Annotated in this window: 19 protein-coding genes; 3 read left to right on the top strand and 16 right to left on the bottom strand. The window is 72.7% G+C overall.

Going from position 1 to position 18,265, the window contains the following annotated elements:
- The first annotated feature begins 9 nt into the window (after positions 1–9).
- Complete coding sequence (pknB, locus tag ABEA43_RS19790) at positions 10–1,893, top strand: Stk1 family PASTA domain-containing Ser/Thr kinase (protein WP_345563717.1); 1,884 nt, start codon at positions 10–12, stop codon at positions 1,891–1,893.
- Between the two features lie 45 nt (positions 1,894–1,938).
- Here the strand turns inward: pknB and alc are convergent, their stop codons facing one another.
- From alc to ABEA43_RS19770, 4 genes are all read right to left on the bottom strand, one after another.
- Entirely contained in the window at positions 1,939–2,925 is a 987-nt protein-coding gene (gene alc / locus ABEA43_RS19785) for an allantoicase (RefSeq protein WP_345563716.1), read from the bottom strand.
- Positions 2,926–4,236, bottom strand: a complete 1,311-nt coding sequence (gene allB, locus ABEA43_RS19780) for an allantoinase AllB (protein WP_345563715.1) — start codon at positions 4,234–4,236, stop codon at positions 2,926–2,928. It abuts the gene before it with no gap.
- The gene (locus ABEA43_RS19775; RefSeq protein ID WP_345563714.1) at positions 4,237–5,418 is read right to left on the bottom strand and encodes a glycerate kinase; all 1,182 of its coding nucleotides are present in this window, start codon (positions 5,416–5,418) and stop codon (positions 4,237–4,239) included. It abuts the gene before it with no gap.
- An 82-nt stretch (positions 5,419–5,500) separates the two neighbouring features.
- Complete coding sequence (locus ABEA43_RS19770; RefSeq protein ID WP_345563712.1) at positions 5,501–6,826, bottom strand: nucleobase:cation symporter-2 family protein; 1,326 nt, start codon at positions 6,824–6,826, stop codon at positions 5,501–5,503.
- 147 nt (positions 6,827–6,973) lie between these two features.
- Here ABEA43_RS19770 and ABEA43_RS19765 point away from each other — a divergent pair, with 147 nt between their 5' ends.
- Positions 6,974–8,134 carry a winged helix DNA-binding domain-containing protein gene (locus ABEA43_RS19765; protein WP_345563710.1) on the top strand — a complete coding sequence of 387 codons (1,161 nt, stop codon included), beginning with the start codon at positions 6,974–6,976 and terminating at the stop codon, positions 8,132–8,134.
- 19 nt (positions 8,135–8,153) lie between these two features.
- Here ABEA43_RS19765 and ABEA43_RS19760 read toward each other — a convergent pair whose 3' ends face one another.
- From ABEA43_RS19760 to ABEA43_RS19725, 8 genes are all read right to left on the bottom strand, one after another.
- Positions 8,154–8,366, bottom strand: coding sequence for an EF-hand domain-containing protein (locus ABEA43_RS19760; RefSeq protein WP_345563709.1), 213 nt, complete (start codon positions 8,364–8,366; stop codon positions 8,154–8,156).
- 88 nt (positions 8,367–8,454) lie between these two features.
- Positions 8,455–9,888: an 8-oxoguanine deaminase gene (locus ABEA43_RS19755; RefSeq protein ID WP_345563707.1), complete on the bottom strand. Its 1,434-nt coding sequence runs from the start codon at positions 9,886–9,888 to the stop codon at positions 8,455–8,457.
- Positions 9,885–10,358, bottom strand: coding sequence for a (2Fe-2S)-binding protein (locus ABEA43_RS19750; RefSeq protein ID WP_345563706.1), 474 nt, complete (start codon positions 10,356–10,358; stop codon positions 9,885–9,887). Before ABEA43_RS19750 ends, ABEA43_RS19755 begins: the two co-directional genes overlap by 4 nt.
- A complete protein-coding gene (locus tag ABEA43_RS19745) occupies positions 10,358–11,218 on the bottom strand; it encodes an FAD binding domain-containing protein (protein ID WP_345563705.1) in 861 nt (286 codons plus the stop codon). Before ABEA43_RS19745 ends, ABEA43_RS19750 begins: the two co-directional genes overlap by 1 nt.
- 2 nt (positions 11,219–11,220) lie before the next feature.
- Complete coding sequence (gene pucL, locus ABEA43_RS19740) at positions 11,221–12,081, bottom strand: factor-independent urate hydroxylase (protein WP_345563703.1); 861 nt, start codon at positions 12,079–12,081, stop codon at positions 11,221–11,223.
- On the bottom strand, positions 12,082–12,381 hold the full coding sequence (gene uraH / locus ABEA43_RS19735) for a hydroxyisourate hydrolase (protein WP_345563702.1): 300 nt from the start codon (positions 12,379–12,381) through the stop codon (positions 12,082–12,084).
- Complete coding sequence (gene uraD / locus ABEA43_RS19730) at positions 12,378–12,899, bottom strand: 2-oxo-4-hydroxy-4-carboxy-5-ureidoimidazoline decarboxylase (protein ID WP_345563701.1); 522 nt, start codon at positions 12,897–12,899, stop codon at positions 12,378–12,380. Before uraD ends, uraH begins: the two co-directional genes overlap by 4 nt.
- Positions 12,900–13,005: 106 nt before the next feature.
- Positions 13,006–13,170, bottom strand: coding sequence for a hypothetical protein (locus ABEA43_RS19725; protein ID WP_345563700.1), 165 nt, complete (start codon positions 13,168–13,170; stop codon positions 13,006–13,008).
- Positions 13,171–13,194: 24 nt separating this feature from the next.
- Between ABEA43_RS19725 and ABEA43_RS19720 the strand changes: the two genes are divergently transcribed.
- Entirely contained in the window at positions 13,195–14,034 is an 840-nt protein-coding gene (locus tag ABEA43_RS19720; protein WP_345563699.1) for a deoxyribonuclease IV, read from the top strand.
- Between the two features lie 371 nt (positions 14,035–14,405).
- Here ABEA43_RS19720 and ABEA43_RS19715 read toward each other — a convergent pair whose 3' ends face one another.
- The 4 genes from ABEA43_RS19715 to ABEA43_RS19700 all read right to left on the bottom strand — a co-directional run bounded on the left by ABEA43_RS19715 (position 14,406) and on the right by ABEA43_RS19700 (position 18,219).
- The gene (locus ABEA43_RS19715; RefSeq protein ID WP_345563698.1) at positions 14,406–15,899 is read right to left on the bottom strand and encodes a sodium:solute symporter family transporter; all 1,494 of its coding nucleotides are present in this window, start codon (positions 15,897–15,899) and stop codon (positions 14,406–14,408) included.
- Complete coding sequence (locus ABEA43_RS19710; protein ID WP_345563696.1) at positions 15,896–16,222, bottom strand: hypothetical protein; 327 nt, start codon at positions 16,220–16,222, stop codon at positions 15,896–15,898. The genes ABEA43_RS19715 and ABEA43_RS19710 overlap by 4 nt, the downstream gene beginning before the upstream one ends.
- Positions 16,219–16,959 carry a LytR/AlgR family response regulator transcription factor gene (locus tag ABEA43_RS19705; RefSeq protein WP_345563694.1) on the bottom strand — a complete coding sequence of 247 codons (741 nt, stop codon included), beginning with the start codon at positions 16,957–16,959 and terminating at the stop codon, positions 16,219–16,221. The genes ABEA43_RS19710 and ABEA43_RS19705 overlap by 4 nt, the downstream gene beginning before the upstream one ends.
- Before the next feature lie 66 nt (positions 16,960–17,025).
- Positions 17,026–18,219: a sensor histidine kinase gene (locus ABEA43_RS19700; RefSeq protein WP_345563692.1), complete on the bottom strand. Its 1,194-nt coding sequence runs from the start codon at positions 18,217–18,219 to the stop codon at positions 17,026–17,028.
- Between the last annotated feature and the right edge of the window lie 46 nt (positions 18,220–18,265).

Genomic DNA, 18,265 nt, shown 5'->3' with positions numbered 1-18,265 from the left:
CTCAGCGGGGTGGATACGACGACTGCGGACCCCCTGGTCGGGCGGCTCCTCGACGGGCGCTACCGTATCGAGAGCCGGATCGCCCGGGGCGGTATGGCGACCGTCTACCTTGCGCTGGACATCCGGCTCGACCGGACGGTGGCGCTGAAGGTCATGCATCCTTCGCTCGCCGAGGATCCCGCCTTCGTCAGGCGGTTCATCGGCGAGGCGAAGTCGGTGGCCAGTCTCTCTCACCCCAACGTGGTGCACGTCTTCGACCAGGGCACCGACACGGACGTCGTCTACCTGTCGATGGAATACGTGCCCGGCAGGACGCTGCGCGACATCCTGCGCGACCGCGGCAGGCTGCCTGCCCGGGAGGCGCTCGAGATCATGATCCCGGTGCTCGCCGCCCTCGGCGCGGCCCACCAGGCCGGGATGGTCCACCGCGACGTGAAGCCGGAAAACGTCCTGATGACCGACGACGGCCGGGTCAAGGTCGTCGACTTCGGCCTGGCCAGGGCCATCGAGGCGACGAACCAGACCCGTACCGGCGTGATGATCGGCACGATCGCCTACATGTCGCCCGAGCAGGTGACGACGGGCGGCGCCGACGTGCGCAGCGACGTCTACGCCGCCGGCATCATGCTGTTCGAGCTGGTGACGGGACAGCAGCCGTACGACGGCGAGACGCCGATGTCGGTGGCCTACCGGCACGTCCACGACACGGTGCCGGCGCCGTCGTCGTTCGTGCCGGAGGTGCCGCCGCTGGTCGACACGCTGGTGGCGCACGCGACGGCCCGCGACCCGCAGGATCGGCCGGCCGACGCGACCGCGATGCTGGTGGCGGCCGTGGACGCGCACCGGATGCTGCCGCGGGTGACCAATCCGCAGATGTCCCGGCCCCAGCCGCACGCCGGCCCGGCCACGGCGTCGATGCCGCAGGCCGCGCCCATGCACACGCTGATCCAGCCGCGGGCGGAAGAGCCGCGGAAGCGCGGGTTCAGGCCCAACTGGTTCCTGGTGGTGCTCGCCGCCGCGATGGTGGTCGCGATCGGCGTGACCGGGTGGTTCTTCTCGCAGACCGACTACGTCGCCGTGCCCAGCCTGGTCGGCAAGAACCTGGCGGTGGCCGAGAAGAACATCCACGCCCTCGGTCTCATCGCGAAGAAGGCCGAAGGCCAGTACGACGAGAAGGTGGCCGAGGGGCTGGTCCTGAGCAGCGACCCGGTGGCGAAGACCGAGGTGGAGAGCGGCAGCACGATCACGCTGGTGCCCTCGCTCGGGCCCAAGCGCGTGGTCGTGCCCAACGTGGAGGGCATGACGGGCAACGAGGCCCGGGTGGCGATCTCCGGCGCCGGGCTGACCGCGGGCGCGGTCAAGCGCCTGGCCAACCAGAATGTCGAGCGCGACAAGGTCATCCGCACCTCGCCGCAGGTGGGCGAGAAGGTGAAGGAAGGCGCGAAGATCGACATCTTCGTCAGCGCCGGGATGGTCATGCCCGACGTCACCGGCATGCCGAAGGACGAGGCCGCCGCGTACCTGGGCGGGCAGGGCTTCCCCGTGGAGGTCAGCGAGGTCGACGACGACGCCGAGCCGTGCACGGTCATCGCCCAGACGCCGAAGGCCAAGTCCGAGGTGAACAAGGGCACTCCGGCCCGGATCACGGTCGCGCGGTGCCAGACGGACTTCTGGCAGTGGTTCCGCGGGGACAACGAGGCTCGCGACGATCAGCAGTTCAGCCTGGTGCCCGCGGTGATCGGCAAGGACGTCAAGGACGCCAAGTCCGAGCTGGAGTCGCTCGGGTTCCGCGTACGGGTGCAGCGGCTGGGCAACGGCGGCGTGGTGCTCTACCAGCGGCCGCTGCCCAACAGCGAGCGGCCGCAGCGTTCCACGGTCTACCTCTGGCAGTGACCCGGGGCGGCGACCCGGGCTCTGGCGATTGAGCCGGAGCCCCGGTCAGGCCAGGTGGCCGTGGAGGCGGACTCTGGCCAGGCCGCCGTCCGGGTAGATGTCCACCCGCACGTGGGTGACCGGGTCCGGGTGGTCCAGCCTGAAGCGGTGCGGGGTGTCGGGCTGGAGCCGGGTCCTGGGCAGCAGCTCCACCTCCCGGTCCCCGTCGAGGCCCGTCAGCGAGACCGAGCCGGGGGCGTTGAAGAGCAGGTTCGTGGTGTCGATCTCGGCCAGCCTGATCACGCCGCGCCCGGCCAGCCGGATGAGCAGCCAGTCGTTGCCCTCTCCCCTGCGCCGGGCCGTCTCCCAGCCCTCCGCCTGGTGCCGGGCCAGCCCGGGGGCGATGGCGTTGTTGGGGGCGGAGTAGAAGTCGTTCGAGCAGGCCGTGACGAGGGCGCCGTTCGCCAGGGCGGCCAGGTCGAGGCCGAGCCCTTCGTACACGGACAGGTCCGGCCGCGCCTCGCCGTGCACGCGCAGGCGGGCGATGCCGCCGTCGGGGTGGATGTTCAGGCGCACGTGGGTGTAGCGGCGCTCGTCGGCGACCTCGTAGTGGTGCTCGGCGTCGCCCTTGAGCTCGACCAGCGGCACGATCTCCGTCCAGTCGGCGGCCAGCAGCTCGTCCGGTGACGGGTGGCCCTCGACCGCGGCGGCCTCGACGGAGGCGCTGGGCGGGTAGTTGCCCTTGAACCAGGCCGTGTCGATCACCACGCCGCGGATCACGCCGGGGAGCCCGAGGCGTACCAGGGCCCAGTCGTGGCCCTGCGAGCCGTCGGGGTCGCGGCGGCGGCGGGTCTCCCAGCCGTCGTACACCTGCCCCTTGTTCCCGAACGTCTCCGCCGCGAACTCGGGCCTGCCCGGCCTGATCAGGCTCTCCTTCTCGGCGAACGACTCGTCGCTGGCCGCCACGACGGAGCCGCCGAGCGTGCGCAGCGCCAGATCGGGAAAGGCGAGATCGGGCCGGTTGAAGTCGGACGGGCCGGTGAAGCGGGTCATCTACTGCTCTCCCAAGAGGAATCGTCCGTGCGGGACGCCGTCCACCGGCCGGCCGCGCAGCCAGGTGGTCAGGACGGCGCCCTTGAGCGCGCTGCCGTGGTAGGGGGTGACCGGGTTCTTGTGGTGGAGGAGGGAGGCGTCGATCAGGTTGTCGGCGTCGGGGTCGAAGGCGACCAGATCGGCATCATTGCCCACCTTTATGGCCCCTTTTCCGGAAATTTCAGCCATCGCTGCGGGATTTGATGACATCCAGCGGATCACGTCCCCCAGCCCGTACCCCCTGCGCGCGGCCTCCGTCCAGACCGCGGACAGGCCGAGCTGCAGCGAGGCGATGCCGCCCCAGGCCGCGGCGAAGTCGGGCACCTTGAGCTCGGCCGTCGACGGCGAATGGTCGGAGACCACGCAGCTCAGCACGCCCCTGGCCAGCCCGTCCCACAACAGGTCCCGGTTGGCCTCCGAGCGGATCGGCGGACAGCACTTGTACGCGGTCAGCCCCTCGGGCACGCGCTCGGCCGCCAGCGTCAGGTAGTGCGGGCAGGTCTCCGCCGAGACGCGTACGCCGTCCGCCTGCGCCGCCTCCAGCACGTCCAGGCACTCGGCGCTGGAGACGTGCAGGATGTGCGCCCTGACGCCGGTCTCGGCGGCCAGCCGGACCACCTGCTCGACCGCGCTGCGCTCCGACGCCCCGGGCCGCGACTCCAGGAACTCCCGGTACGTCGGCCCGGCGGGCTCGGCCAGCAGCGCCGGATCCTCCGCGTGCACCACCAGCACGCCGCCGAACCCGGCGATCTCCGCCATCGCCTGCCGTGCCTCGTCGCGCGTGAGCGGCGGGAACTCCTCCACCCCCGACGGCGACATGAAGCACTTGAACCCGTAGACGCCGCGCTCGCGCAGGGGCGCGAGGTCCTTGACGTTCCCCGGCACCGCGCCGCCCCAGAACCCCACGTCCACGTGGCACTGCCCCTCGGCCGCCCGCAGCTTGACCTCGAACGCCGCCACGTCCACGGTCGGCGGCAGGGAGTTGAGCGGCATGTCGAGGATCGTCGTGACGCCGCCCGCGGCCGCCGCCCTGGTCGCCGAGTCGAAGCCCTCCCAGTGGGTCCGGCCCGGCTCGTTGACGTGCACGTGCGTGTCGACCAGGCCGGGGAGCAGAGCAAGATCCCGCAGGTCGATGTCCTCGGCGGCGTCGATCGGCGCGGTGTAGTCGTACAGGCCGATGATCTTGGCATCCTGTACGGCCACGGCCGCCGCGCGTTCGCCCTCGGGCGTGACGGTCCTGCGGGATCGGACCACGAGGTCGGGCTGCGTCATCTAGGCCTCTCTGAGATGAACGGTGGCCAGGCGGGCGGCGAGGCGTTCGAGCAGCGGCCCGGCCTCCGCCATGCAGCGGGCGGTGTCGGGCTCGAGGTCCGTCAGGGCGTAGGCGGCCTCGATGCCCGCGTCCTTCAGCTCGGCGTCGGAGAGCGTGCGGCGGCCGCAGACGGCCACCACGGGGACGCCCGCCTTGGCCGCGGCCTGGGCCACCCCGATCGGCGCCTTGCCGCGCAGCGACTGCTCGTCCAGCGACCCCTCACCGGTGATCACCAGCCGCGCGCCCTCGACCAGCGCGCCGAACCCGAGCAGGTCGAGCAGGTAGTCGATGCCCGGGCGGAGCTCGGCGTGCAGGAACGCCAGCGCCGCGAACCCGACGCCGCCCGCGGCCCCGGCCCCCGGCGCGCCCGCCACGCCCATCGCCCGCGGCGTGTCGTCGTGCTCGACGGCGCCCGTCAGCCCGTGCGTCGCCGTGGCCACGGCGGCCAGGCGGGCCAGGGCCGCCTCCAGGGTCTTGACGTCCCCGGGCGTGGCGCCCTTCTGGGGCCCGTAGACGGCGGCGGCGCCGTGCGGGCCGAGCAGGGGGTTGTCCACGTCGCTCGCGACCACGAACTCGACGCCGGAGATGTCGATGAAGCCCGACATGTCGATGCGGGCGAGGTCCTTCAGGGCCGCGCCGCCGCGCGGGAGGTCGCGGCCCTCGCCGTCCAGCAGGCGGGCGCCGAGCGCCTGGGCCAGGCCCGCTCCGCCGTCCGTGCACGCGCTGCCGCCCAGACCGAGGACCACGCGCCGGGCGCCGCGGCGCACGGCGTCGGCGACCAGTTCGCCGGTGCCGTAGCTGGTGGCGGTCAGCGGCTCGCGCCCGCCCGGCAGGCGGCGCAACCCGGACGCGTCGGCCAGCTCGACCACCGCCGTGCCGCCTTCACCGCCGGGGCCTGCTGCCACGTCTCCCGCCTGCCAGGCGTAGGAGGCGGGGATCCGCTCGCCCGTGGGCCCGGTGACCTCGACGGCGATCCGGCTGAACCCGGCGGCCACGGCGGCGTCGACGGTGCCGTCGCCCCCGTCGGCGATCGGCAGCTGCACCGACGGCACACCGAGCCCGGCCGACACCCGGGCCGCGACCTCGGCCGCCGTCAGCGACCCCTTGAACTTGTCGGGGGCGACGAGAACGTGCTGAACCACTACGAACTCCCACACGGTGATGAACAATGTCCTGACACGCCTTCCTGCCCGGTGCGAGCGGGCAGGAAGGCGTGACTCATCATCACATCCCGCGCCGGCTCACCGCGGGCCCGCCCGTCCGCAGGTGGTTGAAGACGAGGTTCAGCACGATCACCAGCAGGCTGCCGGTGCTGATGCCGCTGTTCAGGATGGTCTGAGCCCAGTCGGGGAACTTGTCGTAGAAGTCCGGCGCGCCGACCGGGATGGCGGCCACGCCGATGGAGACGGCCACGATGACCAGGTTGTGGTTGCCGTCGAAGCTCGCCTTGGTCAGCGTGCGGATGCCGGACGCGGCCACGGTGCCGAACATGACGATCCCCGCGCCGCCGAGCACGGGCTGGGGGATGGCCGCGATCACCGCGCCGAGCATGGGGACCAGGCCCAGGAGCACCAGGATGCCGCCCGCCGTGGCCACCACCCAGCGGCTGCGTACGCCGGTCAGCCCGACGAGGCCGACGTTCTGGGCGAAGGCGGTGTAGGGGAAGGTGTTGAAGACGCCGCCGAGCGCGGTCGAGAACCCGTCGGCCCGCAGCCCGTCCGCCAGCCGCCGCGGCGGCAGGTCGGAGCCGGTCATCTCGGCGACGGCCACGAAGTCGCCGGTCGTCTCGGTCATGGAGACGAGCATGACCACGCACATCGAGATGATCGCGGTGACCTGGAACGTGGGCAGCCCGAACGCGAACGGCGTGCTGATCCCGAACAGAGCGGCCGAGCCCACGTTCGAGAAGTCGGTGAACCCGAGCGGGATCGCGGCCAGCGTGCCGGCGGCGATGCCGACCAGCACCGCGACCCGTCCCAGGAACCCCTTGGAGAGCCGGTAGACGGCCAGGATGAGCAGCAGCACGGCGGCGGCCAGGGCGATGTTGCGCGGCTCGCCGTACGACGGGCTGCCCGCGCCTCCCGCGGCCCACCGGGCGGCCACGGGCAGCAGTGACATCCCGATGATCGTGATGATGGTGCCGGTGACCAGCGGCGGGAAGAATCTGACGATCTTGGCGAAGTAGGGGGCGACCGCCACGACGAGCAGCCCTGAGACGATGACGGCGCCGTAGATGGCCGGCAGCCCGCCCTGCGTCGTGCCGATGAGCACCATCGGCGTCACCGCCGCGAACGTGCATCCCTGCATGATGGGCAGCCGGACGCCGAACCGCCACACGCCCACGCACTGGATGAGCGTGGCGATGCCGCTGACCAGCAGGTCGGCGTTGATCAGGTACGCGAGCTGGTCGGGCGGCAGCTTGAGCGCGCCGCCCACGATGAGCGGGACCGCCACGGCGCCGGCGTACATCGCCAGCACGTGCTGCAGCCCGAGCGTGCCCATTTGCGCGATCGGCAGGCGCGCGTCGACCGGATGCACCTCACTTGTCATGGGTCACTCCAGGTTCAGGGGGTGACCTCAAGTGAAACAACGGATCTCCCCGTAAACCTATGCACGTGGCCATCAACCGCCGCCCCCTCGGGCCGTCGCCAGGTGTGTGATCCTCCAATTAGGCTCACTGCGGGAAAGGGGGCTCTTGTGCGGATCACGAACGGGCAGCGACGGGCCAGGCTCGGCGCGCGGCACCGGCTCGCGCGTAAGGCGGCGACTCCTGAGGAGGCGGCGGCGTCCGTGGTGGCGCTGCACGGCACCGATCCGGCGACCGTGTTCCTGTCGGCGGGCGCGCGGCTCGCCGAGCCGGGTCCCGAGCCGGTCGAGCGGGCCCTGTACACCGAGCGCACGCTGGTGCGGATGACCGGGATGCGGCGCACGGTGTTCGTGGTGCCCGCCGAGCTGGTGCCCGTCGTGCACCACTCGTCGATGCTGCCGGTCGCCCGCAAGGAGCGCGTGTCGATGCTGAAGGTGTTCGGCGAGGGCGGCTGGGACGAGGCTCGGGTCAAGGACGTCGAGGCGTCCGTGCTGGCGGCGCTGACCGCGGCCGGCGAGGCGACGACCACCGAGCTGGGGGTGCTGGAGCCGCGGCTGCGCGAGCAGTTCAGGGTGGCCGTCGGCAAGCCGTACGAGGGGGTGGTGAGCGTGGGCTCGCGCCTGCTGCCCCTGATGGCGATGGACGGCCTCCTGGTACGCCGGGGCCGCCACTCCGGCACGTGGATCAGCGGGCAGCACCGCTGGGGCCTGGCGCCGGAGATGGCCGAGCTGACCGTCCACGAGGCGCAGGCGGAGCTGGCGGGCCGGTGGCTGGCGGCGTTCGGGCCCGGCACGGAGGCCGACCTGAAGTGGTGGACCGGCTGGACGCTGAAGGACGTGCGCGCGGCCCTGGCCGCGGTCGGCGCGGTGGCGGTGGACCTGGACGAGGGCACCGGATTCGTACTTCCGCACGATCAGGACGAGGTGACCGCGCCCGAGCCGTGGGCGGCGCTGCTGCCCGCGCTCGACCCGACGCCCATGGGCTGGCAGGCGCGCGACTGGTACCTGCCGCCCGAGCACCGGGCCGAGCTGTTCGACCGCAGCGGGAACGTGGGGCCGACCGTCTGGTGGGACGGCCGGGTCGTGGGCGGCTGGGCGCAGCGGGCGGACGGCGAGATCGTGTGGCGGCTGCTCACCGACGCGGGCGCCGACGCGCGGGCCGCCATCGAGGCGGAGGTGGCCGGGCTGGCCGCCTGGCTCGGCGGGATCAAGGTGACGCCCCGCTTCCGCACCCCGCTGGAGCGCGCCCTGTCCGCGGGACCACCCGCATGAACGCGCTCCCTTCAGCCCGCTACGACACCACGCGGATGAACTCCTCCAGGGAATAGCGGCCGTCCTGGTCGGAGTCCGCTTCCTGGCTCATCGCGCCCAGTGCCTCCGCGGGCAGGCCGGGGAAGTGGCTCTTCAGCTCGGTCTCGCTGATGTAGCCGTCGCCGTCGGTGTCGATCGACGCGAAGGTGCTCTTGAGCTGCGCCAGCCGCTCGTCTGTGGGTTCCGCCGACACGGGACCGCCTTTCAGTGCTCCGTTTCCAGACATTTCACACCCTAGCCATCATCGGACCAGGACCGACCGGCGGCGCAGCAAGAAGGGCCTACCGCCCCGCGCTCCGGTGGACCTCCTCAGCGGCGCTGACCCCCCGTTCCTCCGCCAGCCGCAGCAGCCGCTGCCGGGCCGCCACGCCCGCGCGCCCGGCCGCGTCCTGCGCGACGGTCCGCAGCTCGCCGTCCTCGACCACGCTCCGCCCGCCGACCAGCACCCGGGCCAGCGGCGGCGGAGGCCCGAAGACCAGCGCGCAGACGGGGTCGGCGACCGCGGCGGTGAACGGGCCGTCCACCCGCCAGAGCGCCAGGTCGGCGAGCTTGCCCGGCTCGATCGAGCCCAGCTCGGCCGCGCGCCCGAGGTTGCGGGCGCCGCCCAGCGTGGCCAGCTCCAGCGCCTGCCGGGCCGTCAGGGCGCCGGGACCGTAGCGGGCGCGCTGGAACAGCAGGGCCTGCCGCATCTCCCCCGCCAGCGGCGTCAGCTCGGACGAGGCGCTGCCGTCCACGCCCAGCCCCACGTTCGCGCCGCGGCGCAGCATCTCGGACACGCGGGCGATCCCCGCGCCGAGCCGCCCGTTGGAGGAGGGGCAGTGCGCCGAGCCGGTCCCGGTGTCGGCGAGCTTGCCGATGTCGGAGTCGCTCAGGTGCACCGTGTGCGCGAACCACACGTCGGGCCCGAGCCAGCCCAGTTTCTCCATGTAGTCCACGGGACGCAGGCCGAACTGCGCCACGCAGTGCTCGTCCTCGTCCAGGGTCTCGGCGATGTGCGTGTGCAGGCGCACGCCCTTGTCCCTGGCCAGGGCGGCGCTCTCGGTCATCAGATCGGCGCTGGCCGAGAACGGCGAGCACGGCGCGACCGCCACCCGCAGCATCGAGGAGGGCGACGGGTCGTGGTAGGCGTCCACGGCCTCGGCGGTGGCGGCCAGGATGTCGTCGAGCTCCTCGACCACGACGTCCGGCGGCAGCCCGCCCTGCGACTCGCCCCGGTCCATGGAGCCCCGGGCCGGATGGAACCTGATGCCCACCTCGCGGGCCGCCTCGATCTCGGCGGCGAGCAGGTCGCCCCGGCCCTTGGGGAAGACGTAGTGGTGGTCGCTGGAGGTGGTGCAGCCCGACAGCGCGAGCCAGCCCAGGCCGGCGGTGGCCGCGCCGTGCACGACCTCGGCGTCCATCGCGGCCCACACCTGGTAGAGGGCCACCAGCCACTCGAACAGCGTCGCGTCCTGCGCCAGGCCCTGCGAGGCCCACTGGTACAGGTGGTGGTGGGTGTTGACCAGGCCGGGGGTGGCCAGGCAGCCGGTGCCGTCGATCAGGACGGTGCCGGCTGAAGCGCCGGCTGAAGCGCCGGCCGACGTGCCGGGCGCGGCGCCCGCGCCCAGCTCGACGATCCGATCCCCCTCGATCCTGATATATCCGGACTCGATTTCCGGGCCGACCACCGGCGCGATGTGCACGTTCTCGATCAGGACACGGGACTCGGCGCTCATCGGGACCCCGCCTTCCTGGCCGCGGCCAGGCGTACGGCGTCGAGGATCTTCTCGTATCCCGTGCACCGGCACAGGTTGCCCGCGAGCGCCTCCCTGATCTCGGCGTCCGACGGCCGCTCCACGCGTTCGAGCAGGTCGTGGGCCTGCACCAGCAGTCCGGGCGTGCAGAAGCCGCACTGCACGGCCCCGCACTCCACGAACGCCTCCTGCACGGGATCGAGCCGGTCCCCGTCGGCGAGCCCCTCGACGGTGCGGACCCGCCGTCCTTCCACCTGCCCCGCGGCGACCAGGCACGCGCAGACCGGGAGGCCGTCCAGATAGACCGTGCACGAGCCGCACTCGCCCTGCTCGCAGGCGTTCTTGGAGCCGGGCAGGCCCATGCGCTCGCGCAGCACGTACAGGAGGCTCTCGCCCTCCCAGACGTCGTCGGCGCTCTCCTCGCGGCCGTTGACGACGAAGGTGACGCGCATCAGGCGGCCCTCCTTCCCAGATGGTCGTTCCAGGCCCAGGTCAGCGTGCGTCGGGCCATCACGCCGATGGCGTGCACGCGGTATCCGGCGGTGCCGCGCACGTCGTCGATCGGCGCGGCGGCGGCCGCGCACAGCTCGCCGAAGCGCTTGAGCAGCTTGGGGTCCAGCGGCGCGGTCCAGTCGAGCTCGGCGGCCAGCAGCTCCTCCGCCTCCAGCGCGCGGCGCGGCGTGGGCGCCGCCGAGCCGATCCCCGTGCCGACCCGGAGCTCGCCCGGGTGCAGCGCGATCGCGAACGAGCACACCGCGATCACCATGGCGTTGCGCGTCCCGACCTTGGAGAAGTATTGGGGCCCGGTGGCGGGCCGCATATGCACGGCCCTGATCAGCTCGTCCGGCTCCAGCGCGCTGCGCTTGACGCCGCGGTAGAACTCCGCGGCCGGGATCATCCGGACGCCGCGGTCGCGCGACTCGGCCTCCACCACCGCGCCCGCCGCCAGCAGCGGCGGATGACTGTCGCCCGCGGGCGAGGCCGCCCCCAGGTTCCCGCCGACGGAGCCGCGGTTGCGGATCTGCGGCGAGCCGACCGTCCGCGACGCCTGGGCGAGCCCCGGCAGCGGGCCGCCGAGCTCGTCGATGATCCTCGTGTACGGCACCCCCGCCCCGACCCGGCAGACGCCGTCCACCATCTCCCAGTCACGCAGCTCGGCCACCTGGTTGAGGTCGAGCAGCGCGACGGGCCTGCGCACGTCGAAGTTGATCTCGACCATGACGTCGGTCCCGCCCTGGATGGGCACCGACTCGGGCTGGTCCGCCTTGGCGGCCAGCGCCTCCTCCCACGTCGTGGGGCGCAAGAAGTCCATCTCTACTCCCAGGCGAATCCGGCGTCGGGCGCGTCGTCCCGCAGCACGCCGCCCTCGATGAGGCCGTACGGGCGGTCGGCGGCGAAGTACACCTCGTTGTCGTTGTCCAGGCCGAAGGGCGACAGGTCGACCAGGAAGTGATGCTTGTTCGGCATCGCCAGCCTGACCTCGCCGATCTCGGGGCAGGCGGCCAGCGCGCGCTCGCCCATGGCGTACAGCGTCTGCTGGAGCGACAGGCTGTGCGTGCCGGCGAACGCGTCCAGCAGGCACTGCCGCACCTGCTCGTACGACTTCCCGTACGAGACCGTCTCCCCCGCGTGCCGCCACCGGGCCGTGACGGCGGTGGCGAGGATGCGGTCGGTGGCGGGCGGCAGCGTGGTGTACTCGTCCACGATGTAGCCGTGGAACTCCGAGCCGGTCGAGTTGAGCACCACCAGGTCCTTGAGCCCCGACACGACGGTGTCGCCGCCCTCCCTGTCGTGGTGGACGACGCACGTGCGCACCTCGCCGCCCTCGCGCACGAACGAGTGGGGCCCGCCGCGGCTCCAGGCGTACTCCTCGATCTCCACCCTGGCGTGGTGGATCGTGGGCTGCGACCGGACGAAGTGCCTGGCCAGCAGGAGGGCGAACTCCTCGATCTGGCCGACGCCGTGTTTCCTGGCGAAGGCGTAGGCGGTGTTCTTCTGCGTGTCGGTCGGCAGCACGGCGGCGTTGTCGCCGGTCAGGTGGGCCGCCTCCATGTCGCCGGAGAGCGAGGTGCTGACGTTGATGTCCTTGATGTGGTGCACGGGGCCGTCTCTGACGACGTGGACGAGCCTGGTCTCCGCCTTGCCGTAGCGGTTGGGGCCGAGCTTGATCGACATCTAGCTCCCTCGGTAGGTGGAGTAGGCGTAGGGGCTGAGCAGGAGCGGCACGTGATAGTGCTGTCCGGGGTCGGTCACGGTGAAGGTGATGACGACCTCGGGGTAGAACGTCTCCCGCAGGTAGGCCCCGGTGTCGAAGACGACGCGGTGCACCCCGGCCTCCGGGTGCCAGCCGTTGAGCCGGCCGTCGTCGTCGGTGCGGCCCTCGGCCACGGTCCGGCCGTCGTGTTCCAGGCGTACGCGGACGCCCGCCGCGGGCCGCCCGGTGACCGCGTCGAGGACATGCGTCGAGAAGCTCATCCCGCCTCCTCCATGAGCCTGCCCAGCCGCAGCCGGGTGATCGCGGCCAGCTCGCCGCGCACGGCGGCACGCTCGGCCTCCTCGTCGTTGCGCAGCCGCTCGCGCAGCCTGGCCAGCATCTGGGCGCCGCTGAGCCCGGTGGCGCAGATCAGGTAGACGTGCCCGAAACGGTCCTCGTAGGCCCGGTTGCCCGCGGCCAGCGCCGCGCGGACGTCCTCCGCCCCCGGCTCCGCCATCCCCGACTGCTCCTGGCGCGACCACGCCGCCTCCCTGCCGGTCCCGGCCGCCCGCTCGCCGATCCGCGGGTGCGCGCTCAGCGCCTCCAGCACGTCGGGCCAGGCCAGCTCCCGCACGGCCGCCTCCGCGGCCGCCACGAGCAGGGCGACGCTCCCGTACGGCCGCAGCGCCGCGACCTTCCTGGCGAAGGCGCGGGAGGCGCAGCAGGTCAGCAGCTCCGCCTCGGCGGCGTCCGGCGGCCGGGCGTTGAAGGCGTCGAGTGCGGTCAGCGTGTCGGGCATGTCAGAAGTACACACATGTCCCTCGTGCCCGGTCCATCCGCGAGAACTCCGAACCTCCCCGCCGGATGGCCGGGACTTTTCGTGTCATGCTCCAAGAGCCGGGCGTTCACATGGTGAAGACGATCTCGCCGCGCGCTCCGCCCGCGGCGATCTCGCGCAGCGCGCCGGGCGCCCGCTTCGGCATGCGCGCCACCGGCCCGTCCTGCGCCACGACGCCGTACTCCGCGCAGGCGCGCCGGGCCCGGCGGAATCGTCGCAGGCTGCGCTGCACTTGGGGCCTACACTTAGGGCCATCATGACTCCGACATCCCTCATCGGCGGACACGTGTCCGTGGCGGGCGGCCTGGCGACGGGCGGACTCGCGTACATGGCCGAGATCGGCGCCGAGATGATCCAGGTGTTCGTCACCAACCCGCGCGGCTGGGCGCTCACGGAAGGCAAGCCCGACCAGGACGCCAAGCTGGCCGAGTCGGGCGTCGACGCCTTCATCCACGTGCCCTACCTCGTCAACTTCGGCTCACCCAGCCCGGAGACGCTGGCCAACTCCATCGCGATCGTCCGCCACACGCTGCGGCGCGGGGTGGCGACCGGCGCCAAGGGGGTCGTGGTGCACACGGGCTCGGCGGTGACGCAGTCGCGCGAAGACGCCCTGCGCCAGCTGCACGACAACCTGGTGCCGCTGCTCGACGAGATCCCCGACGGCGGGCCCGACCTGCTGCTGGAGCCGATGGCCGGTCAGGGCGCCATGCTGTGCGCGACCGTCCAGGACCTGGAGCCCTACCTGGCGGCGCTCGACTGGCATCCGCGGGCCGGCATCTGCCTCGACACCTGCCACGCCTTCGCCGCCGGTCACGACCTCGCCGCCGAGGGCGGGGTGCAGGAGACGTTCGACGCCCTGCACGAGATCGCTCCCGGCCGGCTCAAGCTGATCCACGCCAACGACTCCAAGGACGTGTGCGGCGCCAAGAAGGACCGGCACGAGAACATCGGGGCCGGTCACATCGGCGCCCAGCCGTTCGCCGACCTCATGCGGCACCCGGCGGTGGCGGGGGTCCCCATCTGCATCGAGACGCCGGGCAAGGCCCCCCAGCACGCCGAGGACATCGCCCTGCTGAAGAAGCTGCGCGACGGCTGACCATTCCGGTCGTCGCGGCGGCCGGGCAAAAGCCCCGGCTCTGCCGGAAACGTGATAGGGACGCCCGCACACGCGATCCGACCGCCCCCGAAGGCCGGATCGCGGGCCGGTCGCCCGGCCTCGGCGGACGCCCCCTCACGATCGGCATGGCGGGCCCTACCCCCCGGTAAAGGGCCCGACAGCCGTGGTGACCTGCGCGGTCACCGGTGAAGCCCGGCGCATCAGACCTGTCATGAGCCTTACGGCTCGTCCCCCCCGATGCGCCCGGGTGGCTCTCCGATGCCGAAACACTACGGTTGCGATCTTGTGGGCGAAACCCTGTTTACGGTCAGCTCGTCGAACGGTCCGTAGTCATCGATATACGGAGAGTGCTATCGCGATGAGCGGTCATCGTGGAGCGACGAACGGTAGGTTGTGGGGCCTGCAAGATGCTCGGGCACATGCATCCTGGCCATCAGCCGGCCGACCTCCCGCGGCACCCGACCCGGTGTGACCAGGGAAATCACAACCATCGCGGCAAACGCGACCGGTGCCGCGACCGCCGCGGGGTGGGAATCGAGCACGCCCGTCTTCACGCCTGCCTGCTCGCAGAACACCAGCGTGGCCGTCACGCCCCCGCCCAGCGCGAACCCGGCTGCCACCCCCGCGTCCGTCAGCCTGCTCCACCAGATCCCGAGCACCAGCAGCGGGCAGAGCGTGGCGGCCGAAACACTCAGCCCGACCAGCACGAACGCCACCGACGTGCGCGGGCTGGTCAGCGCGGTCAAGGCGAGCGCGGCCAGCAGCACCACGCCCACGGCCGCGCGGAAGGAGCCCACGCCGGCCCGCGTCAGACAGGACGACATCGCGCCGCCGACCGCCACCAGCACGCCGCCCGTGGTGGCCAGGAAGGCCGCGAACGCCCCGGCCGCCAGCAGGCCCGTCAGCGCGTCGCCCGCGGCCCCAGGAAGCATCCTGGCGGGCAGGAGCAGCACGATCTCGTCCGTCGCGGCGTCCGGCGCGTGTACGTGCCCCAGAACGCCGTACAGGGGCGGCACGAGGCAGAACACCGCCAGCATGACCTGCGTCGCCACGATGGACCGCCTGGCCGCGCGCCCGTCCGGGCTGGTGTAGACCCGGACGATCACGTGCGGCAGCCCCATCGTGCCCAGCGCGCACGCCAGCAGCACGGCGAGCACCCCGGGCAGCGACGGGTCCCCCGCGCCCGCCAGCCCGGCCTCCCCCGCCCGGTAGGCCCCTTCGAACCAGGTGACGGGCCGCGTGCCCGACATCCACCAGCAGACCGCGCCGACCCCGAGGAACACGACCAGCTTCAGCCAGAACTGCGCGGCCTGCACGCTGGTCACGCTCCCCAGCCCGCCCGCCAGCGCCACGGTCAGCGCCGCCGCCGCGACGGCCGCCCAGCCCAGCCACGGCGGCAGCCCGGTCAGCAGCCGCACCACGACCCCGGCCGCGTGCAACTGCGCGACCAGGAAGGCGAGCCCGATGACGAGGACGATGCAGGTGGTGAAGCGGCGCAGCCCGGCCGACCTCAGCCGCCACTCGGCGAAGTCAGGCAGCGTGTACGTGCCCGACCGCCGCAGTGGCGCGACCACCAGCGCGAGGACGAGGACGAACCCGGCCGCGGCCCCTGCGGGGTACCACAGCATCGGCCCGCCCCTGGTGGCGATGAGCCCGGCCGCGCCCAGGCAGGCCGCGGCCGAGGTGAACTCCGAGGTGATCGCGGCGCCGTTCCACCACGGGGGGACCGCTCTGGCCGCGACGTAGAAGTCGGAGACGCCGCTGGAGCGGCGCGGTCGCGCGGCGCCCGCCATGACACCCAGGACCAGCACGAAGGCGATCCCGGTGAGCACCGCGACGGTCATCGCTCCAGCCGCTCCGCCCGCCTGAGCTGCGACACGGACAGGCCCACCCAGGCGCACTGCACGGCCAGCGACAGCGCCACCCAGGCCCAGGAGTCGGGCAGCCACAGGGCCAGCACCGGTGTGCCCAGCAGCAGCACGGCCACGGCCGCCACGGTCAGCAGCGCCTGCCGTAACTGCCGCCGCACGATCGCCGGCACGTCGGGCACACCGGGCAGGCCGTCGGGCGCGCCGTCCGGACCCGACAGGCCGCGGGGCCGCCCGAGCCCGGCGGGCCGCCGCGACACGACCACCCGCCGCTCCGCCCGGTGCGGGCGAGCCGTCACGACATCACGCCCCGGTGCTGGCGCACGAGCTGCTCGCGGACCTGGCGGCTGTGTCTCCTGCTGACCGGCAGGGTCTCGGTGCCGACCGTGAGCGTCACCCGCCCGCCCTCGAACCGCAGCTCGCTGACATGCCTGGCCGACACCAGCGTGCTGCGGTGGATCCGGATGAACCCGGCCTCGGACCAGCGGCGCTCCAGCGCGGCCAGCGACATGCGCACCAGGTAGCTCCCGTCCACGGTGTGCAGGCGCACGTAGTCGCCCTTGGCCTCGGCGAACCAGACGGCCTGCTGCGGCACGAACCTGGTGCGCCCGCCCAGCTCCACCGGGATCACGTCGTCCTGCCCCGGCTCCGGACCGGGCGAGGTGGCGGCCTCCAGCCTGCGCACGGCCTCGGACAGGCGCTCGGCCCTGACCGGTTTCAGCAGGTAGTCGACCGCCTCGAGGTCGAACGCCTGCACCGCGCACTCCTCGTGGGCCGTCACGAAGACCAGCCGCGGCGGGCTGGGGAAGCCGCCGACCAGCCTGGCCAGGTCGAGCCCGTCGAGGCCGGGCATCCGGATGTCGAGGAAGACGCCGTCGAGCCGCTCTCCCCCGCCGATCATCTGGACCATGTCCTGCAGCGCGGCGACGCCGTCGGCCGCGGTCGTCACGTGTTCGATTCTGTCGTCCTGGCGCAACAGATAGGCCAGCTCCTCCAGAGCGGGCACCTCATCGTCGACGGCCAGCACTCTCAGCATGTCCACCACGCTGCCGTATGAAAGCAAAGGTCACAAGCGACACGCCAGCATAGCGTAAGCATTCGGTCACAATGAGGTGAGTTGCGTCTTCGGCACGCGCAGCCGCACCTTGGTGCCCGCGCCCAGCGCCGTCTCCACGACGAGCCCGTAGCCGTCGCCGTAGATCTGGCGCATCCTCAGGTCCACGTTCGCCAGCCCGATGCCGCTGCCCTCGCGGGCCGGGTCGTCGTCGAGCATCCGCCGCGCGCACTCGGGGTCCATGCCCGCGCCGTCGTCCTCGACGGTGATGTGCGCCTCCGGACCGGCGTCGCGCACGACCACCCGCACCTCGCCCCGGCCGCCACGGCCGCGCATGCCGTGCTTGATGGCGTTCTCGACGAGCGGCTGCAGGCACAGGAACGGCACGGGCACCGGCAGCACCTCCGGCGCCACCTGCATGCTGAAGCGCAGCTTGTCGCCGAAGCGGGCGCGTTCGAGCAGCAGGTAGCGGTCGACGCAGGTCAGCTCGTCGGCCAGGGTGGTGAAGTCGTGCGCCCTGCGCAGCGCGTACCGGGAGAAGTCGGCGAAGTCGAGCAGGAGCTCGCGGGCGCGCTTGGGGTTCGTGCGGACGAACGAGGCGATCGTGGTGAGCGCGTTGTAGACGAAGTGCGGCGAGATCTGCGCCCGCAGCGCGCGCATCTCGGCTTCGAGGGCGCGCCGCCGCGAGGCGTCGAGGTCGGCGAGTTCGAGCTGGCCGGAGACCCAGCGGGCGACCTCCGTGACGGTGCGCACGAGCGCGGCGCTCACCTCGTCGTCGAAGGCCGCCAGCGCCCCCACGACCGTGCCGTCCACGGTCAGGGGCACCACGACCGCCCCGTACGGCTCCCCCGCGAACACCTGTGCCCGGCCGGCCGCCAGCGTGGCGTGGGCGTAGGTGAGCACGTCGTCGGTGCACGGCCCGTCCCAGGCCAGCGCGGCGTCGGTCGAGGTGATCGCGACGGCGTGGGTGCCGAGCAGCGTGTGCAGGTGGCGCACCGCCTTGCGGGCGGAGTCGCGATTGAGCCCCGCGCGGAGGGCCGGGGCCGCCATCGCGGCGATGTGCAGCGTGGTGAACGTCGCCTCGTCCTCCCAGCGGCCCTCGGGCAGCGCGTGGCGGCGCCAAGGAGCCCGAGCGAGCGGCCCGCCGGGCGTCCCGTCGAGAGCGCCCTTGAGAGCCCATGCCAGGGCGGAGCCCAGGATGAAGGTCAGGGAGGACAGCGCCACGCATGCGGTGGTCTGCATGCGGGCAACCGTAGCCAAAAACAGAGCGTGTCCGAGGGAAAACCGG

This window comes from Nonomuraea rosea (genome assembly GCF_039539705.1).
Taxonomy (GTDB): Bacteria; Actinomycetota; Actinomycetes; order Streptosporangiales; family Streptosporangiaceae; genus Nonomuraea; species Nonomuraea rosea.
This window is presented reverse-complemented; position numbering and strand designations above follow the sequence as displayed.